Origin of the sequence: Providencia sp. PROV252 (assembly GCF_033676005.1) — a bacterium.
GTDB classification, from domain to species: Bacteria; Pseudomonadota; Gammaproteobacteria; order Enterobacterales; family Enterobacteriaceae; genus Providencia; species Providencia vermicola.
Genome location: NZ_CP096294.1, coordinates 3,505,451 through 3,521,947 on the forward strand (window position 1 = coordinate 3,505,451; position 16,497 = coordinate 3,521,947).

Annotated in this window: 16 protein-coding genes; 6 read left to right on the forward strand and 10 right to left on the reverse strand. The window is 43.4% G+C overall.

What is annotated here, in order from left to right; translation table 11 throughout:
- Window positions 1-384: 384 nt before the first annotated feature.
- Genes M1F05_RS16165 through M1F05_RS16175 form a run of 3 tightly spaced genes read left to right on the forward strand, consistent with a single transcriptional unit; the run spans window position 385 to window position 5,197 of the window.
- Window positions 385-3,303 (forward strand): xanthine dehydrogenase family protein molybdopterin-binding subunit, encoded by a 2,919-nt coding sequence (locus M1F05_RS16165; RefSeq protein WP_272516296.1) that lies wholly within the window; start codon window positions 385-387, stop codon window positions 3,301-3,303.
- Window positions 3,300-3,866 (forward strand): (2Fe-2S)-binding protein, encoded by a 567-nt coding sequence (locus tag M1F05_RS16170; RefSeq protein ID WP_206086851.1) that lies wholly within the window; start codon window positions 3,300-3,302, stop codon window positions 3,864-3,866. Before M1F05_RS16165 ends, M1F05_RS16170 begins: the two co-directional genes overlap by 4 nt.
- 11 nt (window positions 3,867-3,877) lie before the next feature.
- A complete protein-coding gene (locus M1F05_RS16175; protein WP_272516297.1) occupies window positions 3,878-5,197 on the forward strand; it encodes a cytochrome c in 1,320 nt (439 codons plus the stop codon).
- 14 nt (window positions 5,198-5,211) lie between these two features.
- Here M1F05_RS16175 and M1F05_RS16180 read toward each other — a convergent pair whose 3' ends face one another.
- Window positions 5,212-5,358 carry a hypothetical protein gene (locus tag M1F05_RS16180; protein WP_206086852.1) on the reverse strand — a complete coding sequence of 49 codons (147 nt, stop codon included), beginning with the start codon at window positions 5,356-5,358 and terminating at the stop codon, window positions 5,212-5,214.
- Window positions 5,359-5,447: 89 nt separating this feature from the next.
- Here M1F05_RS16180 and M1F05_RS16185 point away from each other — a divergent pair, with 89 nt between their 5' ends.
- A complete protein-coding gene (locus tag M1F05_RS16185; protein ID WP_318825893.1) occupies window positions 5,448-6,065 on the forward strand; it encodes a Fic/DOC family protein in 618 nt (205 codons plus the stop codon).
- Here the strand turns inward: M1F05_RS16185 and M1F05_RS16190 are convergent.
- Window positions 6,062-6,226 (reverse strand): hypothetical protein, encoded by a 165-nt coding sequence (locus tag M1F05_RS16190; RefSeq protein WP_206086854.1) that lies wholly within the window; start codon window positions 6,224-6,226, stop codon window positions 6,062-6,064. The two genes, M1F05_RS16185 and M1F05_RS16190, sit on opposite strands and share 4 nt — an antisense overlap.
- A gap of 335 nt (window positions 6,227-6,561) precedes the next feature.
- Here M1F05_RS16190 and mutS point away from each other — a divergent pair, with 335 nt between their 5' ends.
- Together mutS and miaE are read left to right on the forward strand one after the other, a co-directional pair.
- Entirely contained in the window at window positions 6,562-9,129 is a 2,568-nt protein-coding gene (gene mutS, locus M1F05_RS16195) for a DNA mismatch repair protein MutS (protein ID WP_206086855.1), read from the forward strand.
- A 1-nt stretch (window position 9,130) separates the two neighbouring features.
- Window positions 9,131-9,895 carry a tRNA isopentenyl-2-thiomethyl-A-37 hydroxylase MiaE gene (gene miaE / locus M1F05_RS16200; protein WP_206086856.1) on the forward strand — a complete coding sequence of 255 codons (765 nt, stop codon included), beginning with the start codon at window positions 9,131-9,133 and terminating at the stop codon, window positions 9,893-9,895.
- A 79-nt stretch (window positions 9,896-9,974) separates the two neighbouring features.
- Here miaE and rpoS read toward each other — a convergent pair whose 3' ends face one another.
- The 8 genes from rpoS to ftsB all read right to left on the reverse strand — a co-directional run bounded on the left by rpoS (window position 9,975) and on the right by ftsB (window position 16,389).
- Window positions 9,975-10,961 (reverse strand): RNA polymerase sigma factor RpoS, encoded by a 987-nt coding sequence (gene rpoS / locus M1F05_RS16205; RefSeq protein ID WP_206086857.1) that lies wholly within the window; start codon window positions 10,959-10,961, stop codon window positions 9,975-9,977.
- A gap of 54 nt (window positions 10,962-11,015) precedes the next feature.
- Window positions 11,016-12,089: a murein hydrolase activator NlpD gene (gene nlpD, locus M1F05_RS16210; RefSeq protein ID WP_206086858.1), complete on the reverse strand. Its 1,074-nt coding sequence runs from the start codon at window positions 12,087-12,089 to the stop codon at window positions 11,016-11,018.
- A gap of 313 nt (window positions 12,090-12,402) precedes the next feature.
- On the reverse strand, window positions 12,403-13,029 hold the full coding sequence (locus M1F05_RS16215) for a protein-L-isoaspartate(D-aspartate) O-methyltransferase (RefSeq protein ID WP_206086859.1): 627 nt from the start codon (window positions 13,027-13,029) through the stop codon (window positions 12,403-12,405).
- Complete coding sequence (surE, locus tag M1F05_RS16220; protein WP_206086860.1) at window positions 13,026-13,787, reverse strand: 5'/3'-nucleotidase SurE; 762 nt, start codon at window positions 13,785-13,787, stop codon at window positions 13,026-13,028. The genes M1F05_RS16215 and surE overlap by 4 nt, the downstream gene beginning before the upstream one ends.
- A complete protein-coding gene (gene truD, locus M1F05_RS16225) occupies window positions 13,765-14,823 on the reverse strand; it encodes a tRNA pseudouridine(13) synthase TruD (protein ID WP_206086861.1) in 1,059 nt (352 codons plus the stop codon). The genes surE and truD overlap by 23 nt, the downstream gene beginning before the upstream one ends.
- Window positions 14,789-15,301 carry a 2-C-methyl-D-erythritol 2,4-cyclodiphosphate synthase gene (ispF, locus tag M1F05_RS16230; protein WP_206086862.1) on the reverse strand — a complete coding sequence of 171 codons (513 nt, stop codon included), beginning with the start codon at window positions 15,299-15,301 and terminating at the stop codon, window positions 14,789-14,791. The genes truD and ispF overlap by 35 nt, the downstream gene beginning before the upstream one ends.
- A 9-nt stretch (window positions 15,302-15,310) precedes the next feature.
- Window positions 15,311-16,033, reverse strand: a complete 723-nt coding sequence (ispD, locus tag M1F05_RS16235; protein WP_206086863.1) for a 2-C-methyl-D-erythritol 4-phosphate cytidylyltransferase — start codon at window positions 16,031-16,033, stop codon at window positions 15,311-15,313.
- 59 nt (window positions 16,034-16,092) lie between these two features.
- Window positions 16,093-16,389 carry a cell division protein FtsB gene (gene ftsB, locus M1F05_RS16240; RefSeq protein ID WP_047757167.1) on the reverse strand — a complete coding sequence of 99 codons (297 nt, stop codon included), beginning with the start codon at window positions 16,387-16,389 and terminating at the stop codon, window positions 16,093-16,095.
- Window positions 16,390-16,497: the final 108 nt, after the last annotated feature.

The following is a 16,497-nucleotide window of genomic DNA, read 5'->3' on the forward strand; positions in this document are numbered from 1 at the left end:
GGCTTCTCATTAAAATTAATAACAATCAAAAAATAGAATCGTTATATATTTAATTATATATTGAATTTATTTAAAAATAATCAAAATGATTTTAACCCATTAACTCAACATGAATTTTAGGCAGTGATTTTTGTTAAAATTGTCCAATTAAGATTACTCCACCAAGATTATTCACTTTCTTGTATAAAACCCTTTACTCATTTCCCATAACCCTTTATAGATACCCATACTATTTATGTAACTTATTGAGTAATCACATATTAACCATCTAAATGTGATTTGATTTATTTGTCATAAAATAATCTTATATTTAATTATACAAACACATTATTTATTACTACCTCTAATGCAAATCCCCCTAATAATAAAATTTGGGAGTACATAATGACGGGACATATTTCTAGGCGTAATTTTATTAAATTAGGTACCATCGCAGGGATTACCGTCATGGTAGGTAAACTCCCTTTTGCCCTTGCGGTTGAATTGGATTCAGATTCACCGAAAACCGACTGGATTGGGCAAAATGGTAAAGCGCGTTTTCGTTGGGATGGCGTTGAAAAAGTCACGGGGAGAAAAAACTTCGCCCGTGATTACCGCGCCAAAGATATTCCAGGCTGGCCAAAAAAACAAAGTTATGCCTTTATGTTAAAAGCCACCAATGCGGATAAAATATTTGAAGGTATTGATATTTCAATGCTAGGGCCAAACTTACAACCTGATAAAGTCATCTTACAAGAAGACCTCATCCGTGATGGCCTGAATATCCCCCAAGATACAGGGATGGGCAAAGGTTTTTACGGTACCAATGTGCTAGTTCCGTTAGGGGAAACAGCACCAATTATTGGCCACCCAGTTGCCATTTTGATTTACCAAGACTTTGATAAATACAGTGCAGCGCAGCGTATGTTGCGCTTTGCAACGAATACAGTGAAATATGGCGCCGTTACAGGCCCTAAACCACCTGCAAATTATGGGGCGGCCCGCTATGTACGAATTGGTGGGGAAACGCCGCTTTCCCCATCAATTTTCTCCCCTTACCAGGATTCTGGGATTAAAGGCGGTTTTGATGGCAATACACCTGTTTGGCCTCCTTATGACCCTAAACATGCCATCACCGTTCCCCCTGTTATTCGCAAAGATCGTGGTGGAGGCTTTATTCAAGCCCTTCATCAAGCAGAACAACGGCCTGATAAGCAAGAAAGAGCCATGGATTACGCACGGGAAATTGAGCAAGAAATTGCCGCAGCACGCCAAAACCCAGACAAATTTGTGCTTGAACGCCACGGTTTTTCGCAATCCATCGACCCTTGCGCCATGGAGCCTGATAACTGCAACACATGGTATGATGCCAAAACCAAAACTCTGCATATTTTGACGGCGACACAATCTCCCGCAGGTGTCGTCAATGCAGCGGCAGAATTATCGAAAAATAACAAACACTTTCCTGTTGAAAACATTGTTTTATTAACAGGCTCAACGGTGGGCTATGGTTCGAAAGATTATTCGGTTTTTCCATTCTATGCCTTAGTTGCCAGTTTTTACGCAGATGGCCTGCCTGTGCGCATGGCTAATGACCGTTATGAACAGTTCCAAATGGGGATGAAGCGCCATTCGATTGAAATGGACGTGACCATTATCGGCGATAAAAAAACGGGGAAATTTGATGTTTTAAAAGGCACATATAACTGCAATGGCGGAGGGCGTGAAAACTTATCCGTTGCGGTTTCTCATGTTGCGGTACGGGGTGCACAATCTATTTATTATTTCCCAAAATCTGATTTAACCGCGCTCGCCATGGCAACGCCTGCGGTTGAAGCTGGTTCAATGCGAGGTTTTGGGTCGCTGCAATCCATGGCAGTAACTGAATTGATGGTAGATGAAATAGCGCATAACCTGAATATCGACCCAATAGAGTTACGCCGTCGTAACGCCATTTTAGAAGGTTATCCGAATACCCAAGGTGGCGTAATCGCAGGAGACCCACGCAATGTGGAAATGCTGAACTTGGCAGAAAAGCATCCGATTTGGCAAGATCGTGAGAAAAACAAAACCGAATATGATGCCAAAAACCCTGGTAAGCTGTACGGTGTTGGCTTTGCTCAAGTTCAACAAGTGTATGGTTCTAGCGGCGTACCTACCATCCTTTCCCTTGAATTTGATGCCGACGGTAAACTGACCATGCGCCACTGCATGCAAGAAATCGGCACAGGGGGAACGACTGCTCAACAAGTGATGGTATGGCAAGCTCTCAGTAAAGCTCCTGATGTAGTGGAGTTTGGCGTCACCGAATTTGCTGAATTACCGTTAAAAACCAGCTGGGCAGATCAGAAAAAACAAGACGAACTTGCCAAAAGCGACCCGTATTGGACACCTGCGTTAATCCCTGATATGAGCTCATCCAGTGGAGTCTACTATATCGGTTTTGGCACACGCCAAGCGGGTCACTTCTTACTGGAAAATACCTTATGGCCTGCGGCAAAAAGCATTTGGAGCGAAGGCCCTGGAGGCGGTGCATTTAACGGTCTAAATGTTGAGTTTTCAGATATTCGAGTGGGGCCCGATGGCATTGGAGGTGGTGGTATGAAGCCCATCCCTTTCAATATTTTAGCCAAGCGTGCCCATGAAATGGGACTAATCACGGGGATTGCAGTACATGGTTATTCCAGCTGGCAATGGGCTCGCGCTGATTTTGATATTCCAACCGTGGGGCTAAAAAACCTGCCTCTTGATGCCATATCCATTCGTTATGGTGATGGTGCGCCAAATGAATTGAAAAAACAAATGACAACAGGCGGTTACCACTTTATCAAACGTAAAATGGCGTACTACCCACCGACTCAACGTGCGAAAGCAGACCCAACAACGGTCACTCCCGCGTGTTGCTTAGTCGAGCTCAACGTCAACACCATGACGGGGGAAGTGGATGTAATGCGCCATCATATGATTATGGACCCCGGTACCATGATAGTCCCTGAGCTGGTTTCTGGGCAAATTCAAGGTGGTACGGCAATGGGCATCGGGCATGCATTGATGGAAGAACTGCCACTGTATGAAGATGGCCCGGGTAACGGTACGTGGAACTTTAACCGCTATGTTTTACCCCGTGCAAAAGACGTGGCCGTTTGGCAGCAAACCATCGATTATTTGCCTCCGTTGTCTGAAACCTCGCCGCCGAAAGGTATGGCAGAACTAGGGATGATCCCTATCCTTCCCGCCACTAGCAACGCACTCACCCACGCGACAGGGAAACGTTTTTATGAATTTCCTATTACGGTAGATAAAATTAAAAAGGCCCTCTCATGAATATCAAAAATGCCGTTCCGATTATTGAGCGCAAGCCATTAACCTTAACCATCAATGGTCAAAAAATTGGCCCTATTGACGTCCCTGTTGGGATGCCAATGATTGAGTTCCTTCATGAATATCTAGACCTAACAGGAACTCACTTTGGTTGCGGACAGGGGATTTGCCACGCCTGCACCATCATGGAAATTCAACCTGATGGCACTACTGTTGAAAGCCGTACCTGTATTTTTGGCGCACACTACTTTAATAACAAAAATATTGTCACTATCGAAGGGCAAGCAAAACTGGATGAACAAGGAAACGTTGTCGAATTGACCTCGATCCAACAAGCGTTTATCGAAAACTTCTCTTTTCAATGTGGCTATTGCGCACCAGGTTTTGTCACAGGAGCCACAGTGTTCCTCGATAAACTCAAAAAGAATCCAGTCAAACGGGTTGACCTTGAACAAGCCATTGAAGAGGCGCTAAATGAGCATATTTGCCGCTGCACTGGGTATGTGCGTTACTACGAAGCTGTGAGGAAAGTCGCCCTCGACACTCCTGGCTGCGTAATTGATTAGGGAGAACGACGATGACTAACTCTCGTTCCATACGTAAAACGCTCTATATCATCATTGTACTATTTGCTGCACTGATGCTTTCAATCCTGTTTGGTGCATTTCGTACCTCCAGCATTGGCCCTGACTTAGACAAACCACTCACCTCGGAAGAAGTCGCAAGGTTAATACCTCGCGGGCAAGAACTGGCTATTGCAGGGGATTGTTTTGGTTGCCACTCTTTACCTGAGGGGCCTCTAGCCGCTGGTGGACGGGCTATCGGAACACCGTTTGGTACCATTTATTCCACTAATATCACCCCTGATAAACAATTCGGTATCGGTAACTATACGCGTGCCGATTTCCATCGCGCGCTTAAAGATGGCATTGGCAAAGAAAGGGGCAACCTCTACCCTGCAATGCCGTTTGTTTTCACACATATGACAACCTCAGAAGATATTGATGCACTGTATGCGTATGTGATGACCTTGCCGCCAATGGCCGTGGCCAACAAAGAGAATACAGGCGTATTTGTTTTACCTGTTCGCCCGTTTATGAACTTTTGGACGCTACTTAATTTTCCGAAACAAAATGCCCCACACGATCCACAACGCTCTGAGCAATGGAACCGAGGTGCATATATTGTGGAAGGTCTCGCCCACTGCGGAGCCTGCCATTCACCACGTAACCTGATGATGGGCGTAGAATTTTCTCGCTCATTACAAGGGGGGGAAGAAGCGGGTCTTGCAATTCCAGATATCACCGCACAAGCGTTATCTAAACATGGCTATGACACTGCGTCTTTGAGCCAGTTTTTACTGACAGGTAATGCCCCTCAAGGCTCAGCCTTTGCCGATATGAGTACCGTGACGCATTTTTCCACCAGCCAAATGAAGAAAAGCGATGTGGATGACATGGCGATTTACTTAATGACGGACAAGCAAGGAAAGGTGTTAGGCGCTAAAGCACCACCTGCTCCATTACCAGAAGCCAGTCCCCAACCTACCGCGGATATTAGCGCAACAATGGAAACGGGTCGCTTGATGTATATGTCCACTTGTGCGGGTTGCCACGGCATTACAGGTGAAGGCGTACCGAATGGTATTCCGGCTTTAAAAGGCAATGCTATTTTAGCCATGGATAGCCCTGAAACCTTTATCAGCGTAGTATTAACAGGTATCCCGACGACCACATTCCCCAATGGGCAACGCATGTACGCCATGCCAAGTTTTGCCGACGATTTGGACCCTCAAGAAATCGCCGATTTGCTTTCATGGGCACGTGCTGAATGGGGTGGTCAAGGCAAGCCCGTTACCGCCGAACAAGTTGAAAAGCTGAAAAAATCGATGCAATAACTCAAAAACGCCTCTTAAATTAAGGGGCGTTTTTTCACCTGCTCAACGTCGTTAAACTTATTTTCGCACACAAACAAGTAATGCCCACACATTTCAGACTCTTTATCACCAAACTCAAGTTGCCCTCTATCACTTTGGCGTAATACCATAGATAAATCCATGCGTAGCACGCCAATCAAAGCTAATCATTTGCTTTATAATTAATTCTAGTTCCATTTAACCTAACAATCTGAAGAATGGAAAATATAAGATGAACAAATACGAGGTATCTAATAATGAAGGGAAATTTACCATAGATTCTGATTATGAGGTATTGGCGAATAAGCTAAGACTTTCAAGCATTGATGATATCAATGATGCAGAGATAGTCCTGTTAGAAAAACTGTATCAAGTCATTTTCGAAGAACAATTTCCAACAGAACAAATCACCGTATCACTTATCCAGCGCTGGCACCACCAATGGCTAGGGAATGTTTACGAGTGGGCAGGTCAGTTACGCACGGTGAATATTAACAAGGGTGGCTTTATGTTTGCCCCTGCGGGTCGTGTTGCAAAGTTACTCGAACAATTCGAGAAAGAGTACCTAAAGAAATATACGCCATGTACAAATATGAGCCGTGAGCAAACCATAGAAGCTATTGCAACAGTGCATGTGGAATTGATTCTGATTCATCCGTTTAGGGAAGGAAATGGGCGCTTATCGCGCTTACTCGCTGATGTGATGGCCGTACAAAATGGCTTACAAACACTAAATTATGAAAGTTGGTTCTGTCATCCTGAGCAATATATTGCTGCAATCCATGCAGGGATAAACCTTAATTATGAACCAATGAAATATTGGATTAACGAAGCCTTAAAAACAAATTAAATTGCTAATTTCAAATGTCCAAACTTTTCACGTTTCGTTTTCAATTCTTCCTCAAGACGACGAGGCTCCTGCCCTATTTCAATCGCTGTAGACGTTGTCACTGCACGAATAATTTGAATACGTGTCGGTTTTGTTGCTTGAATTAATTCATTCTTTTTCATTGTAGCCTCACTTCAAACGGGCAATAGTGCATTTTATCATCGTGGTTTAATATTAATGACGCTAATTTGATCAGTATGTAAATTTAGAACAGTAAACTCTAGCAAGAATAGCACGCGAGTCATAAATGTCTAAATAGACAACGACACATTTCAGACTCTTTATCACCAAACTCAAGTTGCCCTCTATCACTTTGGCGTAATACCATAGATAAATCCATGCGTAACACGTTTGCCTACTCTCATTTGATGGGATCTGTGGTATTTTATACCCTTTAGTGAACGTTAAACTCGCTCACAGAACTTCGTTAACTCAATACGCTAGAACAGACAACACTATGACTGATAAGCAAAGCTTCGAATCCCACACACCAATGATGCAGCAGTATTTAAAACTAAAAGCACAACATTCAGACATACTGCTGTTTTATCGTATGGGGGACTTTTACGAACTGTTCTTTGATGATGCTAAAAAAGCCTCACAATTACTGGATATCTCCCTAACAAAACGCGGGCAATCTGCGGGTCAACCCATTCCGATGGCGGGTGTACCACACCATGCTGCCGAAGGTTACCTCGCCAAACTGGTGCAAATGGGCGAATCTGTCGCGATTTGCGAACAAATTGGCGACCCAGCGACCAGTAAAGGCCCCGTTGAGCGCCAAGTGGTACGCATTGTCACACCAGGCACCATCACCGATGAAGCATTATTAAATGAACGCCAAGACAATCTACTCGCCGCAGTATGGCAAGATGCTCAAGGCTACGGCTTTGCCACACTAGACATCACGTCAGGCCGCTTTATTATCAGCGAAATTTCTGATGAAGAAACCCTGCAAGCCGAGTTACAGCGTACGCGCCCTGCAGAGCTTTTGTACCCAGAAGATTTCGCCAGTATGTCCTTGATTGAACATAATAAAGGCTTACGTCGCCGTCCATTATGGGAATATGAACTGGATACGGCAAAACAACAGCTTGGATTGCAATTTGGCACCAAAGATTTAATCGGTTTTGGCGTAGAGAATGCCCATAAAGCCCTACGTGCTGCAGGTTGTTTGCTGCAGTATGTCAAAGATACCCAACGCACTTCGCTACCACATATTCGCAGCATTGTGATGGAAAAACAAAATGATAATGTCATTTTGGATGCGGCAACACGCCGTAATCTAGAAATCACCCAAAACCTTGCGGGTGGCACTGAAAATACACTCGCCTCTATTTTAGACATGTGCGTAACACCAATGGGTAGCCGCATGCTAAAACGCTGGTTACATACCCCACTGCGTAATATCCAAGTATTGAATAACCGCCAGCAAGCAATTAGCGCTTTGCAGGAACACGGTTTTGAATTACAACCGTTTTTACGCCAAATTGGTGACTTAGAACGCGTTCTTGCTCGCCTTGCACTGCGTTCTGCGCGACCACGTGATTTAACTCGTATGCGTTATGCATTCCAGCAATATAGCGATATACATCAAATTCTTAGCCAATCCAGTAGCCCGTATTTAAAAGAACTACAAAGCCGAATTGGGCAATTTGATGAACTGCAAAGTTTATTGGAAACCGCAATTATCGATGCTCCCCCTGTATTAGTACGTGACGGTGGTGTGATTGCCCCTGGTTACAATAGCGAACTCGATGAATGGCGTGCTTTGGCCGATGGCGCGACAGATTACCTCGACCGATTAGAAATTCGCGAGCGCGAAAAATTAGGTATCGACACCTTAAAAGTTGGTTATAACGCGGTTCATGGTTATTATATCCAAGTCAGCCGCGGCCAAAGTCATCTCACGCCAATTCACTATGTACGTCGCCAAACCTTAAAAAATGCTGAACGCTACATTATTCCTGAGCTCAAAGAGTATGAAGATAAGGTTCTAACCTCTAAAGGGAAAGCATTAGCCATCGAAAAAGCGCTATATGACGAACTGTTTGATATGCTACTTCCACACCTTGCTGCGTTACAAACCAGTGCAGAGGCATTATCAGAACTCGATGTCTTAGCCAACCTTGCTGAACGCGCAGAAACATTAGGTTATGCCTGCCCACAACTCACTGAAAAAGCAGGTATTCAGATTACAGAAGGCCGCCATCCAGTCGTTGAACAAGTATTAAGTGAGCCGTTTATTTCCAACCCGCTTTCATTATCTCCACAGCGCCGTTTGTTGATCATTACAGGGCCAAACATGGGCGGTAAAAGTACCTATATGCGTCAAACTGCGCTGATTACCTTGCTTGCCTATATCGGTAGCTTTGTGCCCGCTAGCAAAGCGGTTATTGGCCCAATTGATCGTATTTTTACTCGTGTAGGTGCCTCGGATGATCTTGCTTCTGGTCGTTCAACATTCATGGTGGAAATGACTGAAACAGCCAATATTTTGCATAATGCAACCGAACACAGCTTGGTCTTGATGGATGAGATCGGTCGTGGTACCTCAACGTATGACGGGCTTTCTCTTGCATGGGCTTGTGCTGAAAACTTAGTCAATAAAATCAAAGCAATGACATTGTTCGCAACCCATTATTTTGAACTGACAACCTTACCTGAAAAACTGGAAGGCGCCGTAAATATCCATCTTGATGCCATTGAGCACGGTGATACCATCGCCTTTATGCACAATGTTCAAGAAGGTGCAGCCAGTAAAAGCTATGGCCTTGCCGTTGCGTCGTTAGCAGGTGTGCCTAAAGAGGTGATTAAACGCGCCAAGCAAAAACTAAAAGAGCTAGAGATTATCTCGAATAATGCCAATGCGAGTCATGTCGATAGCGCACAACTGAGTTTCTTAACAACAGAAGAGGCGGAACCCTCTCCAGTGTTAACCACACTGGATGGCATTGACCCAGATAAGCTGACACCTCGCCAAGCCCTTGATTGGATTTATCGTTTAAAGGATATGAATAACTAACATGGATGAGTATGCGGTGTTACTCGCACCAATTCGGCAATTTTTACAGTGTGAAACCCCAGATGAATGGGTGCAAAAAGCGAGTCAGCCTGAAAACTTACCGATTATCCTTAAAGACCACTTATTGTGTGAGTTAAAAGCCGCGCAAAGTGCTCTATTTTTAATCCGTAAATATGCCGTGGATAAAGACAGTGCGGCTACGTTACTCGAATGGTTTAAACCCTATGAGGCTTTTGCTTACGATAGAATTGGTGATGTTCACACTTTAAGAAATAAAAACCAGATTTCCAAACAGATACTGGCGCGTAAACAATCACCTTATAGCCAAAATTTAATCGATAAAATGGTGCTGCTCATCAAGGAAGAGTTACATCATTTTTACCAAGTGTTGGAAATCATGCACGAGCGTAATATTCCTTATGATGGCATCACTGCAGGCCGTTATGCCAAAGGATTATTTAGCCATATCGATCCGCACGATCCAAAAACCTTAGTCGATAAGCTGATTATTGGTGCTTATATTGAAGCACGTTCTTGTGAACGGTTTGCAAAATTAGCGCCTTATTTAGATGAACAACTGGCTAATTTTTATATTTCATTATTACGCTCAGAAGCTCGACATTACCAAGACTATTTGCAGTTAGCTCAGTTAATTAGTAAACAAGATATTACTGAGCGTGTTAATTATTTTGGAATCATTGAAGCTGAATTAATTTCAACGCCTGATAATGATTTTAAATTTCATAGCGGTGTTCCCATTAATTAACGCTATGTCTAGTCATAAAAAAATCCCTATAAACTTTCACTTATAGGGATTCTTATTTATCTTTTATCTCATTAACACTCTACATATTGAATAGCGACTCTAATGTCAGTTCTTCGCCATGTAAAATATCTTTTAACCGTCTTAAACCTTCCACCTGAATCTGACGAACTCGTTCACGAGTGAGCCCAATTTCGCGCCCAACCTCTTCAAGAGTTTCTGCTTCATAACCTAAAAGCCCAAAACGACGTGCTAAAACCTCCCTTTGTTTTGGGTTCAATTCATATAACCACTTAACAATATTATCTTTTAAGTCGTTGTCTTGAATTGTATTTTCTGGGCCTGAATCATTATCATCAGACAATACCTCAAGCAAAGATTTCTCTGAGTCCCCTGCAATTGGAGTGTCAACAGATGTAATTCGTTCATTTAAACGCAACATACGGCTGACGTCTTCAACAGGTTTATCTAGCTGTTCAGCGATCTCTTCAGGGCTTGGCTCATGGTCCAATTTTTGGGCTAATTCACGTGCAGTACGAAGATAGATATTGAGTTCTTTTACGATATGAATAGGAAGGCGGATGGTGCGAGTTTGATTCATAATGGCGCGTTCAATCGTTTGACGGATCCACCACGTCGCATACGTCGAAAAACGGAATCCTTTTTCTGGATCAAATTTTTCAACAGCACGAATCAACCCAAGGTTACCCTCTTCAATCAGATCGAGTAAAGCAAGGCCTCGGTTATTATAACGGCGAGATATTTTCACAACTAAGCGAAGGTTACTTTCTATCATGCGCTGGCGTGAAGCTACATCGCCACGCAGTGCACGTCTAGCATAGAAAACTTCTTCTTCTGCTGTGAGGAGTGGTGAAAATCCAATTTCACTTAGATAGATTTGGGTAGCATCCAGAACACGTTGACTCGTGTTCTGGAGTAAATCCATTTCTTCATCCTGTTCAGAAACCAGATCTTCTTCTTTAAACTGACTCTCATCAAAAGCGTCGTCTAAATTGCTTTCGTCAAGGTCATTATATAACTCGTTAACTTTCAGCGAACTTTGGCTCATCAGTGACTCCTACCCTAGATAATGCGGACAGAATGTCAAAGCATTCTGCCCAGTTTATCGTTGCGGTAAATAACGCAACGGGTTTACTGATTTTCCCTTGTAACGAATTTCAAAGTGTAGTCTAACTGAACTTGTACCAGTACTACCCATAGTAGCTATTTTCTGACCTTCAGTTACATCCTGTTGATCGCGCACAAGCAACGTATCGTTGTGTGCGTAAGCACTCAAGTAGTCATCGTTATGTTTTATAATTATTAGATTTCCATATCCACGCAAAGCATTACCTGCGTAAACGACTTTTCCTGGCGCAGAAGCGAGCACAGATTGACCTCGAGAACCAGCAATATCCACCCCTTTGTTCCCGCCTTGGGCATCAGAGAAACCTTCAATCATTTTCCCTTCTGCTGGCCAACGCCATTTTATTGACGAATTATTTGTGCCACTTGCTGCTGTAGAAGCAGTTGATGCAGTAGTCGTATTCGTTGTTGTAGAAACTTGCGTTGCAGGTTTTCTATTATTCGGCAACATCTTACCCGAAGTTTGACCACCACTGTTTGCAGGATACTCATTAGTTGTTCGGAGATCAACTGGTTGCTGATGACTATTTGATGAATTTGACGCCAATTGCGTGCTCGAGTTCACATTTGTATTACCAATATTAATTACCTGACCGACATTTAAGCTGTATGGTTCAGGTATATTGTTTTTCGATGCTAACTCGCGGAAATCATTACCCGTTATATACGCGATATAAAATAACGTATCGCCACGCTGAACAGTATAACTATTCCCACTATAACTGCCTTTTGGAATACTGCCATAATCACGGTTATAAACAATACGACCATCGCTGCTTGTATTTACAGGCGTTGACGTACGGTTTATCGGCTGATTATTCGTATTACTCGATAAGTTTGGACGTGATGATGGCATTGCCGTACTCATCCCTGTGCTGTTTGACGCAGTAGATGTTGTCCTTTGAGCCACTGGCTGACGCGATTGGCTATCATTCACACTCGAAATAGGTGCTGCTGGATGATATGGCGTAGAACACCCTGCCAATAGCGCTCCGCTAAATGAAAAGATGACTGCCCATCGAATTCTGCTTATAGGGCTAACAATTTTCATGCTTCTTCTCCCGTGAAGAAAAATCTGACGCGACAATTCAGTTTTATGTCAGTAATAGAGTTACCATAAAATATTTCACTTATTAAAGCAGAAATACAAAATAGTGAACAAGTTAAATATATCAAAAAGATAACAATTTGAGATTATGACTTAATAGTTTAAGCCACTGATTCAATTTTAGATGGGTAAAATATCATATTTGGAATGGTTTTACTTCTATTTGAGTTAGTAAAACTTTTGCAATGGCATTTTATTTAACATCATTATAAAAAATCAATCCGTTTTATAATGCAGAAATACCATTGCAAATAAATTAAAGCAGTTCACCCGCAATAAGAGGCACAAAACGTACTTTTTCAATGACGTTTGCATGATAATCATTTCCCCGTCGAGTAATTAACTTCAGGGATTGCTCTTTATCCCCAACAGGTAATACCATTCGACCACCATCTTTTAATTGTCCTAACAACAGAGTCGGAATTTCTGTTGGTGCTGCTGTAACAATAATGGCATCAAATGGGCCTTTGGATTGCCACCCTTCCCAGCCGTCACCATGGCGAGTAGACACATTATGCAGATCCAGCTGTTTAAGCCGACGTTTAGCTGTCCATTGCAGACTTTTAACACGCTCAACCGAGAACACATGGTGTGCAAGATGCGCCAATACCGCAGTTTGGTACCCCGAACCTGTACCGATTTCCAGCACATTATCATTCGGTGCTAACGACAATAACGCCGTCATTTTTGCCACAATATACGGCTGTGAAATAGTTTGCCCATGACCAATTGGTAACGGGATATTATCGTAGGCTTTATGTGAGAGCGCTTCGTCCACAAACCGTTCACGAGGAACCTGTGAAATAGCATCCAATAGGCGCTCATCGTGAATTCCCTGTTGGCGTAACTGTGCCAAAAGTTCTTTCATGAGCCCTGTTTTCATTTTACTGTCACTCCTGATTTTTCCAACCACTCTTCGACCAATGTGTGCGCTTTATACGCCGTTAAGTCGACCTGTAATGGCGTAATGGAAACATAACCATTTTGAACGGCTTCAAAGTCTGTCCCTGGCCCTGCATCGCGAATTTCCCCGACAGGCCCTAACCAGTACAGCATATTTCCTTTAGGGTCTTCAAGATTATACACTTCCGATGCCGCGTGGCGGCTACCACAACGCGTGACTTTGATACCCTTAATTTTTTCATAAGGGATATCAGGTACATTGATATTCAAGATATTTCCTGCTCGTAATGGGTTCTTTTGTAACATCGAGAGAATATCACAAGTCACTTTTGCCGCCGTTTCATAATGGATTTCACCATCTAGCGAAACGGCAATCGACGGCAACCCTAAATGACGGCCTTCCGTTGCTGCTGCCACCGTACCTGAATAAATCACGTCATCACCCAAATTAGGGCCACAGTTAATCCCCGATACCACAATATCAGGGCGCGGACGAACGACTTTATTCACGCCAATATAGACACAGTCAGTCGGCGTTCCTTCTTGGACAGAAAGATCGCCGTTACTTAACGTTTGAATTTTTAGCGGTCTATCTAATGTAAGTGCATTAGACGCACCACTGCGATTACGATCAGGCGCAATTACTTGAACATGATAATATTGGCGTAGCGCTGCCGCAAGCGTTTGAATTCCTGGAGCATTTACACCATCGTCATTACTCAATAAAATCTTTAGCATCGACATTATCCTGCCCATTCTGATTAATAATTTCTCGTACCACGCTAGTAGCAAAACAACCTGAGTTCAAGAAAAACGCCAATTTTACTGTCGAATCATCTAACCATTGCCATGAAAAATTTTGCGGTTTAGCAATAATCGCACGCCTAACTGGAGAAACGCGTTCGCGTTGCATCAGTGGGATAACGGCTTGATATTCTGTTAAACATGCCGTTTCGAATGCCAGTGCGTCATCTTGTGTACCTAACTCACCATCTCCAGGTAAAGGTGCGGTGACACTCAACTCTGATGATAGCAAACGGCTTTGCAATGATGGAAGTTCTTCTTGTGTTGCCACAAACCAACTACCACGCCCCGTTAATTGCAAGGCATCACCTAACAGCACTTGCTGCTGGATTCCTTGGGCAATTCGCTCGCTCGCCACATGATTAAACATCGCACTGCGTGCCGCAGACAAATAAAAACTGCGTTTATTGCGTTCGCGAACTTGAATTTCTTGGTTAGCCCAGCGCAAAGCTTGTGTTAAATTTTGTCCATCACGCCCAAAACGCTGCTCACCAAAGTAGTTTGGCACACCCGAAGTGGCGATTTTTTGCATACGCTGCTCAACATCATTGGCATTAGAAATATCACGCAGCGTGATTTCAAATTGATTTCCTTTCAGGGAACCAATACGTAATTTACGCTTTTGTCGCGTCACAGCAAGCACGCGGCAACCCTCTAATTGCCACGCTGAGAAATCAGGTGTGTCTTTGCCTGGCATTTGCAAACAAAACCACTGTTCGGTCACCGCATGTCTATCTTTTAAACCTGCATAGCTAACAACACGGGCTGAAATTTTGGCAAATTTGGCAAGTTGCTCTGCCACAAACAGCGTATTGCAGCCTGTTTTTTCCACGCGCACCATCACGTGCTCGCCTTCGCCATCTAACTCGAAGCCTAGATCTTCTTTAACAATAAAATCTTCAGGAATACTTTTTAATGTCCCTGAAGAAAGAGGTTTACCATGCAGGTACTGAACATTCATTGCTTTCATTACTATTATCTTTCACTAAAAGGACAACGGCGGCACACGCGATGCCTTCTTTACGACCCACAAAACCTAATTGCTCTGTTGTTGTCGCTTTTGCATTCACGTCATCCATATGACATTCTAAGTCTTCAGCAATATTCACACGCATTTGTGGAATATGAGGCAGCATTTTCGGGGCTTGCGCCATAATGGTGATATCGATATTACCAATACGATAGCCTTTAGCACGCACGTGGCAAAAGGCTTCCCTTAATAAAACACGGCTATCCGCCCCTTTAAATGCAGGGTCAGTATCGGGGAATAATTTTCCGATATCCCCCAATGCCGCAGCGCCTAAAATAGCGTCCGTTAACGCATGTAACACCACATCACCATCTGAATGAGCCAGCAAACCTTGCTCGTAGGGAATACGCACGCCGCCAATTACGATAGGGCCTTCGCCACCAAATTTGTGTACGTCAAAACCGTGTCCGATTCTCATTGTTTTTCCTTAGTTATTCATTCTTGAAAGATAAAACTCCGCCAGCGCGAGGTCTTCAGGCTGCGTCACTTTTAAGTTATCCGCTCGGCCTGCCACGAGAACAGGTTGATAGCCACAATACTCAAGTGCTGAGGCTTCATCGGTGATCACGGCGTTCTCTTTCAAGGCTTTACTTAGACAGTTCCGTAAGAGTTCCAACGGAAAAAATTGAGGGGTCAATGCGTGCCATAGCGCCTCACGTTCAACCGTGTGGTCAATGAATACTGAGGTTTTTACACTACGTTTCATTGTGTCACGCACAGGGGCGGCAAGAATACCACCACAGCAACCTTGTTCCGTTGCTAATTGAATAATGTTGTTGAGATCTTGTTGGTGGAGGCAAGGCCTTGCCGCATCATGCACCAGTACCCAACAATCATGATAATCGGGTTGTGATGTAAGGTAATTAAGCCCTGCCAAAACAGAATCGGCACGCTCTTTTCCACCCGTGACTACCGTCACCCTAGGGTCTTTCGCAATATCAAGCTGCTGGAAATAATCATCATCTGCGCTAAGTGCGATCACCACCGTATTGACGGTATTATTCGCTAACAATGCATCAATAGTATGTTCGATAATCGTTTTGCCCGCGACGGGTAAATACTGCTTAGGGCAATCAGCATTCATACGACTGCCAATACCTGCTGCAGGGATCAGTGCAACAATTTGTGGGGCAACACTTGGATTTGTCATTATTTGGTTCTTACATCAGAAATTATCAGGCAAATGGGCTCATTGTTTTAGGTTTCATATTATTGAGCAGATTTCTGGTTGCTGCTTTCTTTTACCATGCGATAGAAAGACTCACCTGGTTTAATCATACCAAGCTCGCTACGCGCACGTTCTTCAATTGCATCTTGACCATCATTGAGGTCATTAATTTCAGCAAATAATTGTTCATTACGCATTTTCAAGCGCGAGTTAACAATTTCCTGTGCGGCAACATCGTCTTTAACTTGGACATAATCATGTATGCCATTCTTGCCTAACCATAAGGAATACTGCAACCATGCTAATATCGCGATTAATAGTAGCGTTAATTTACCCATCTTGCCCCCTGAAATGATGTGCTAATCATCCCATAACTCAGCGAATCGCGCTACTGTGACAAAAAATTATATTAAAAAGTCAGAATAAATCGGATTTGTACCCCTTAA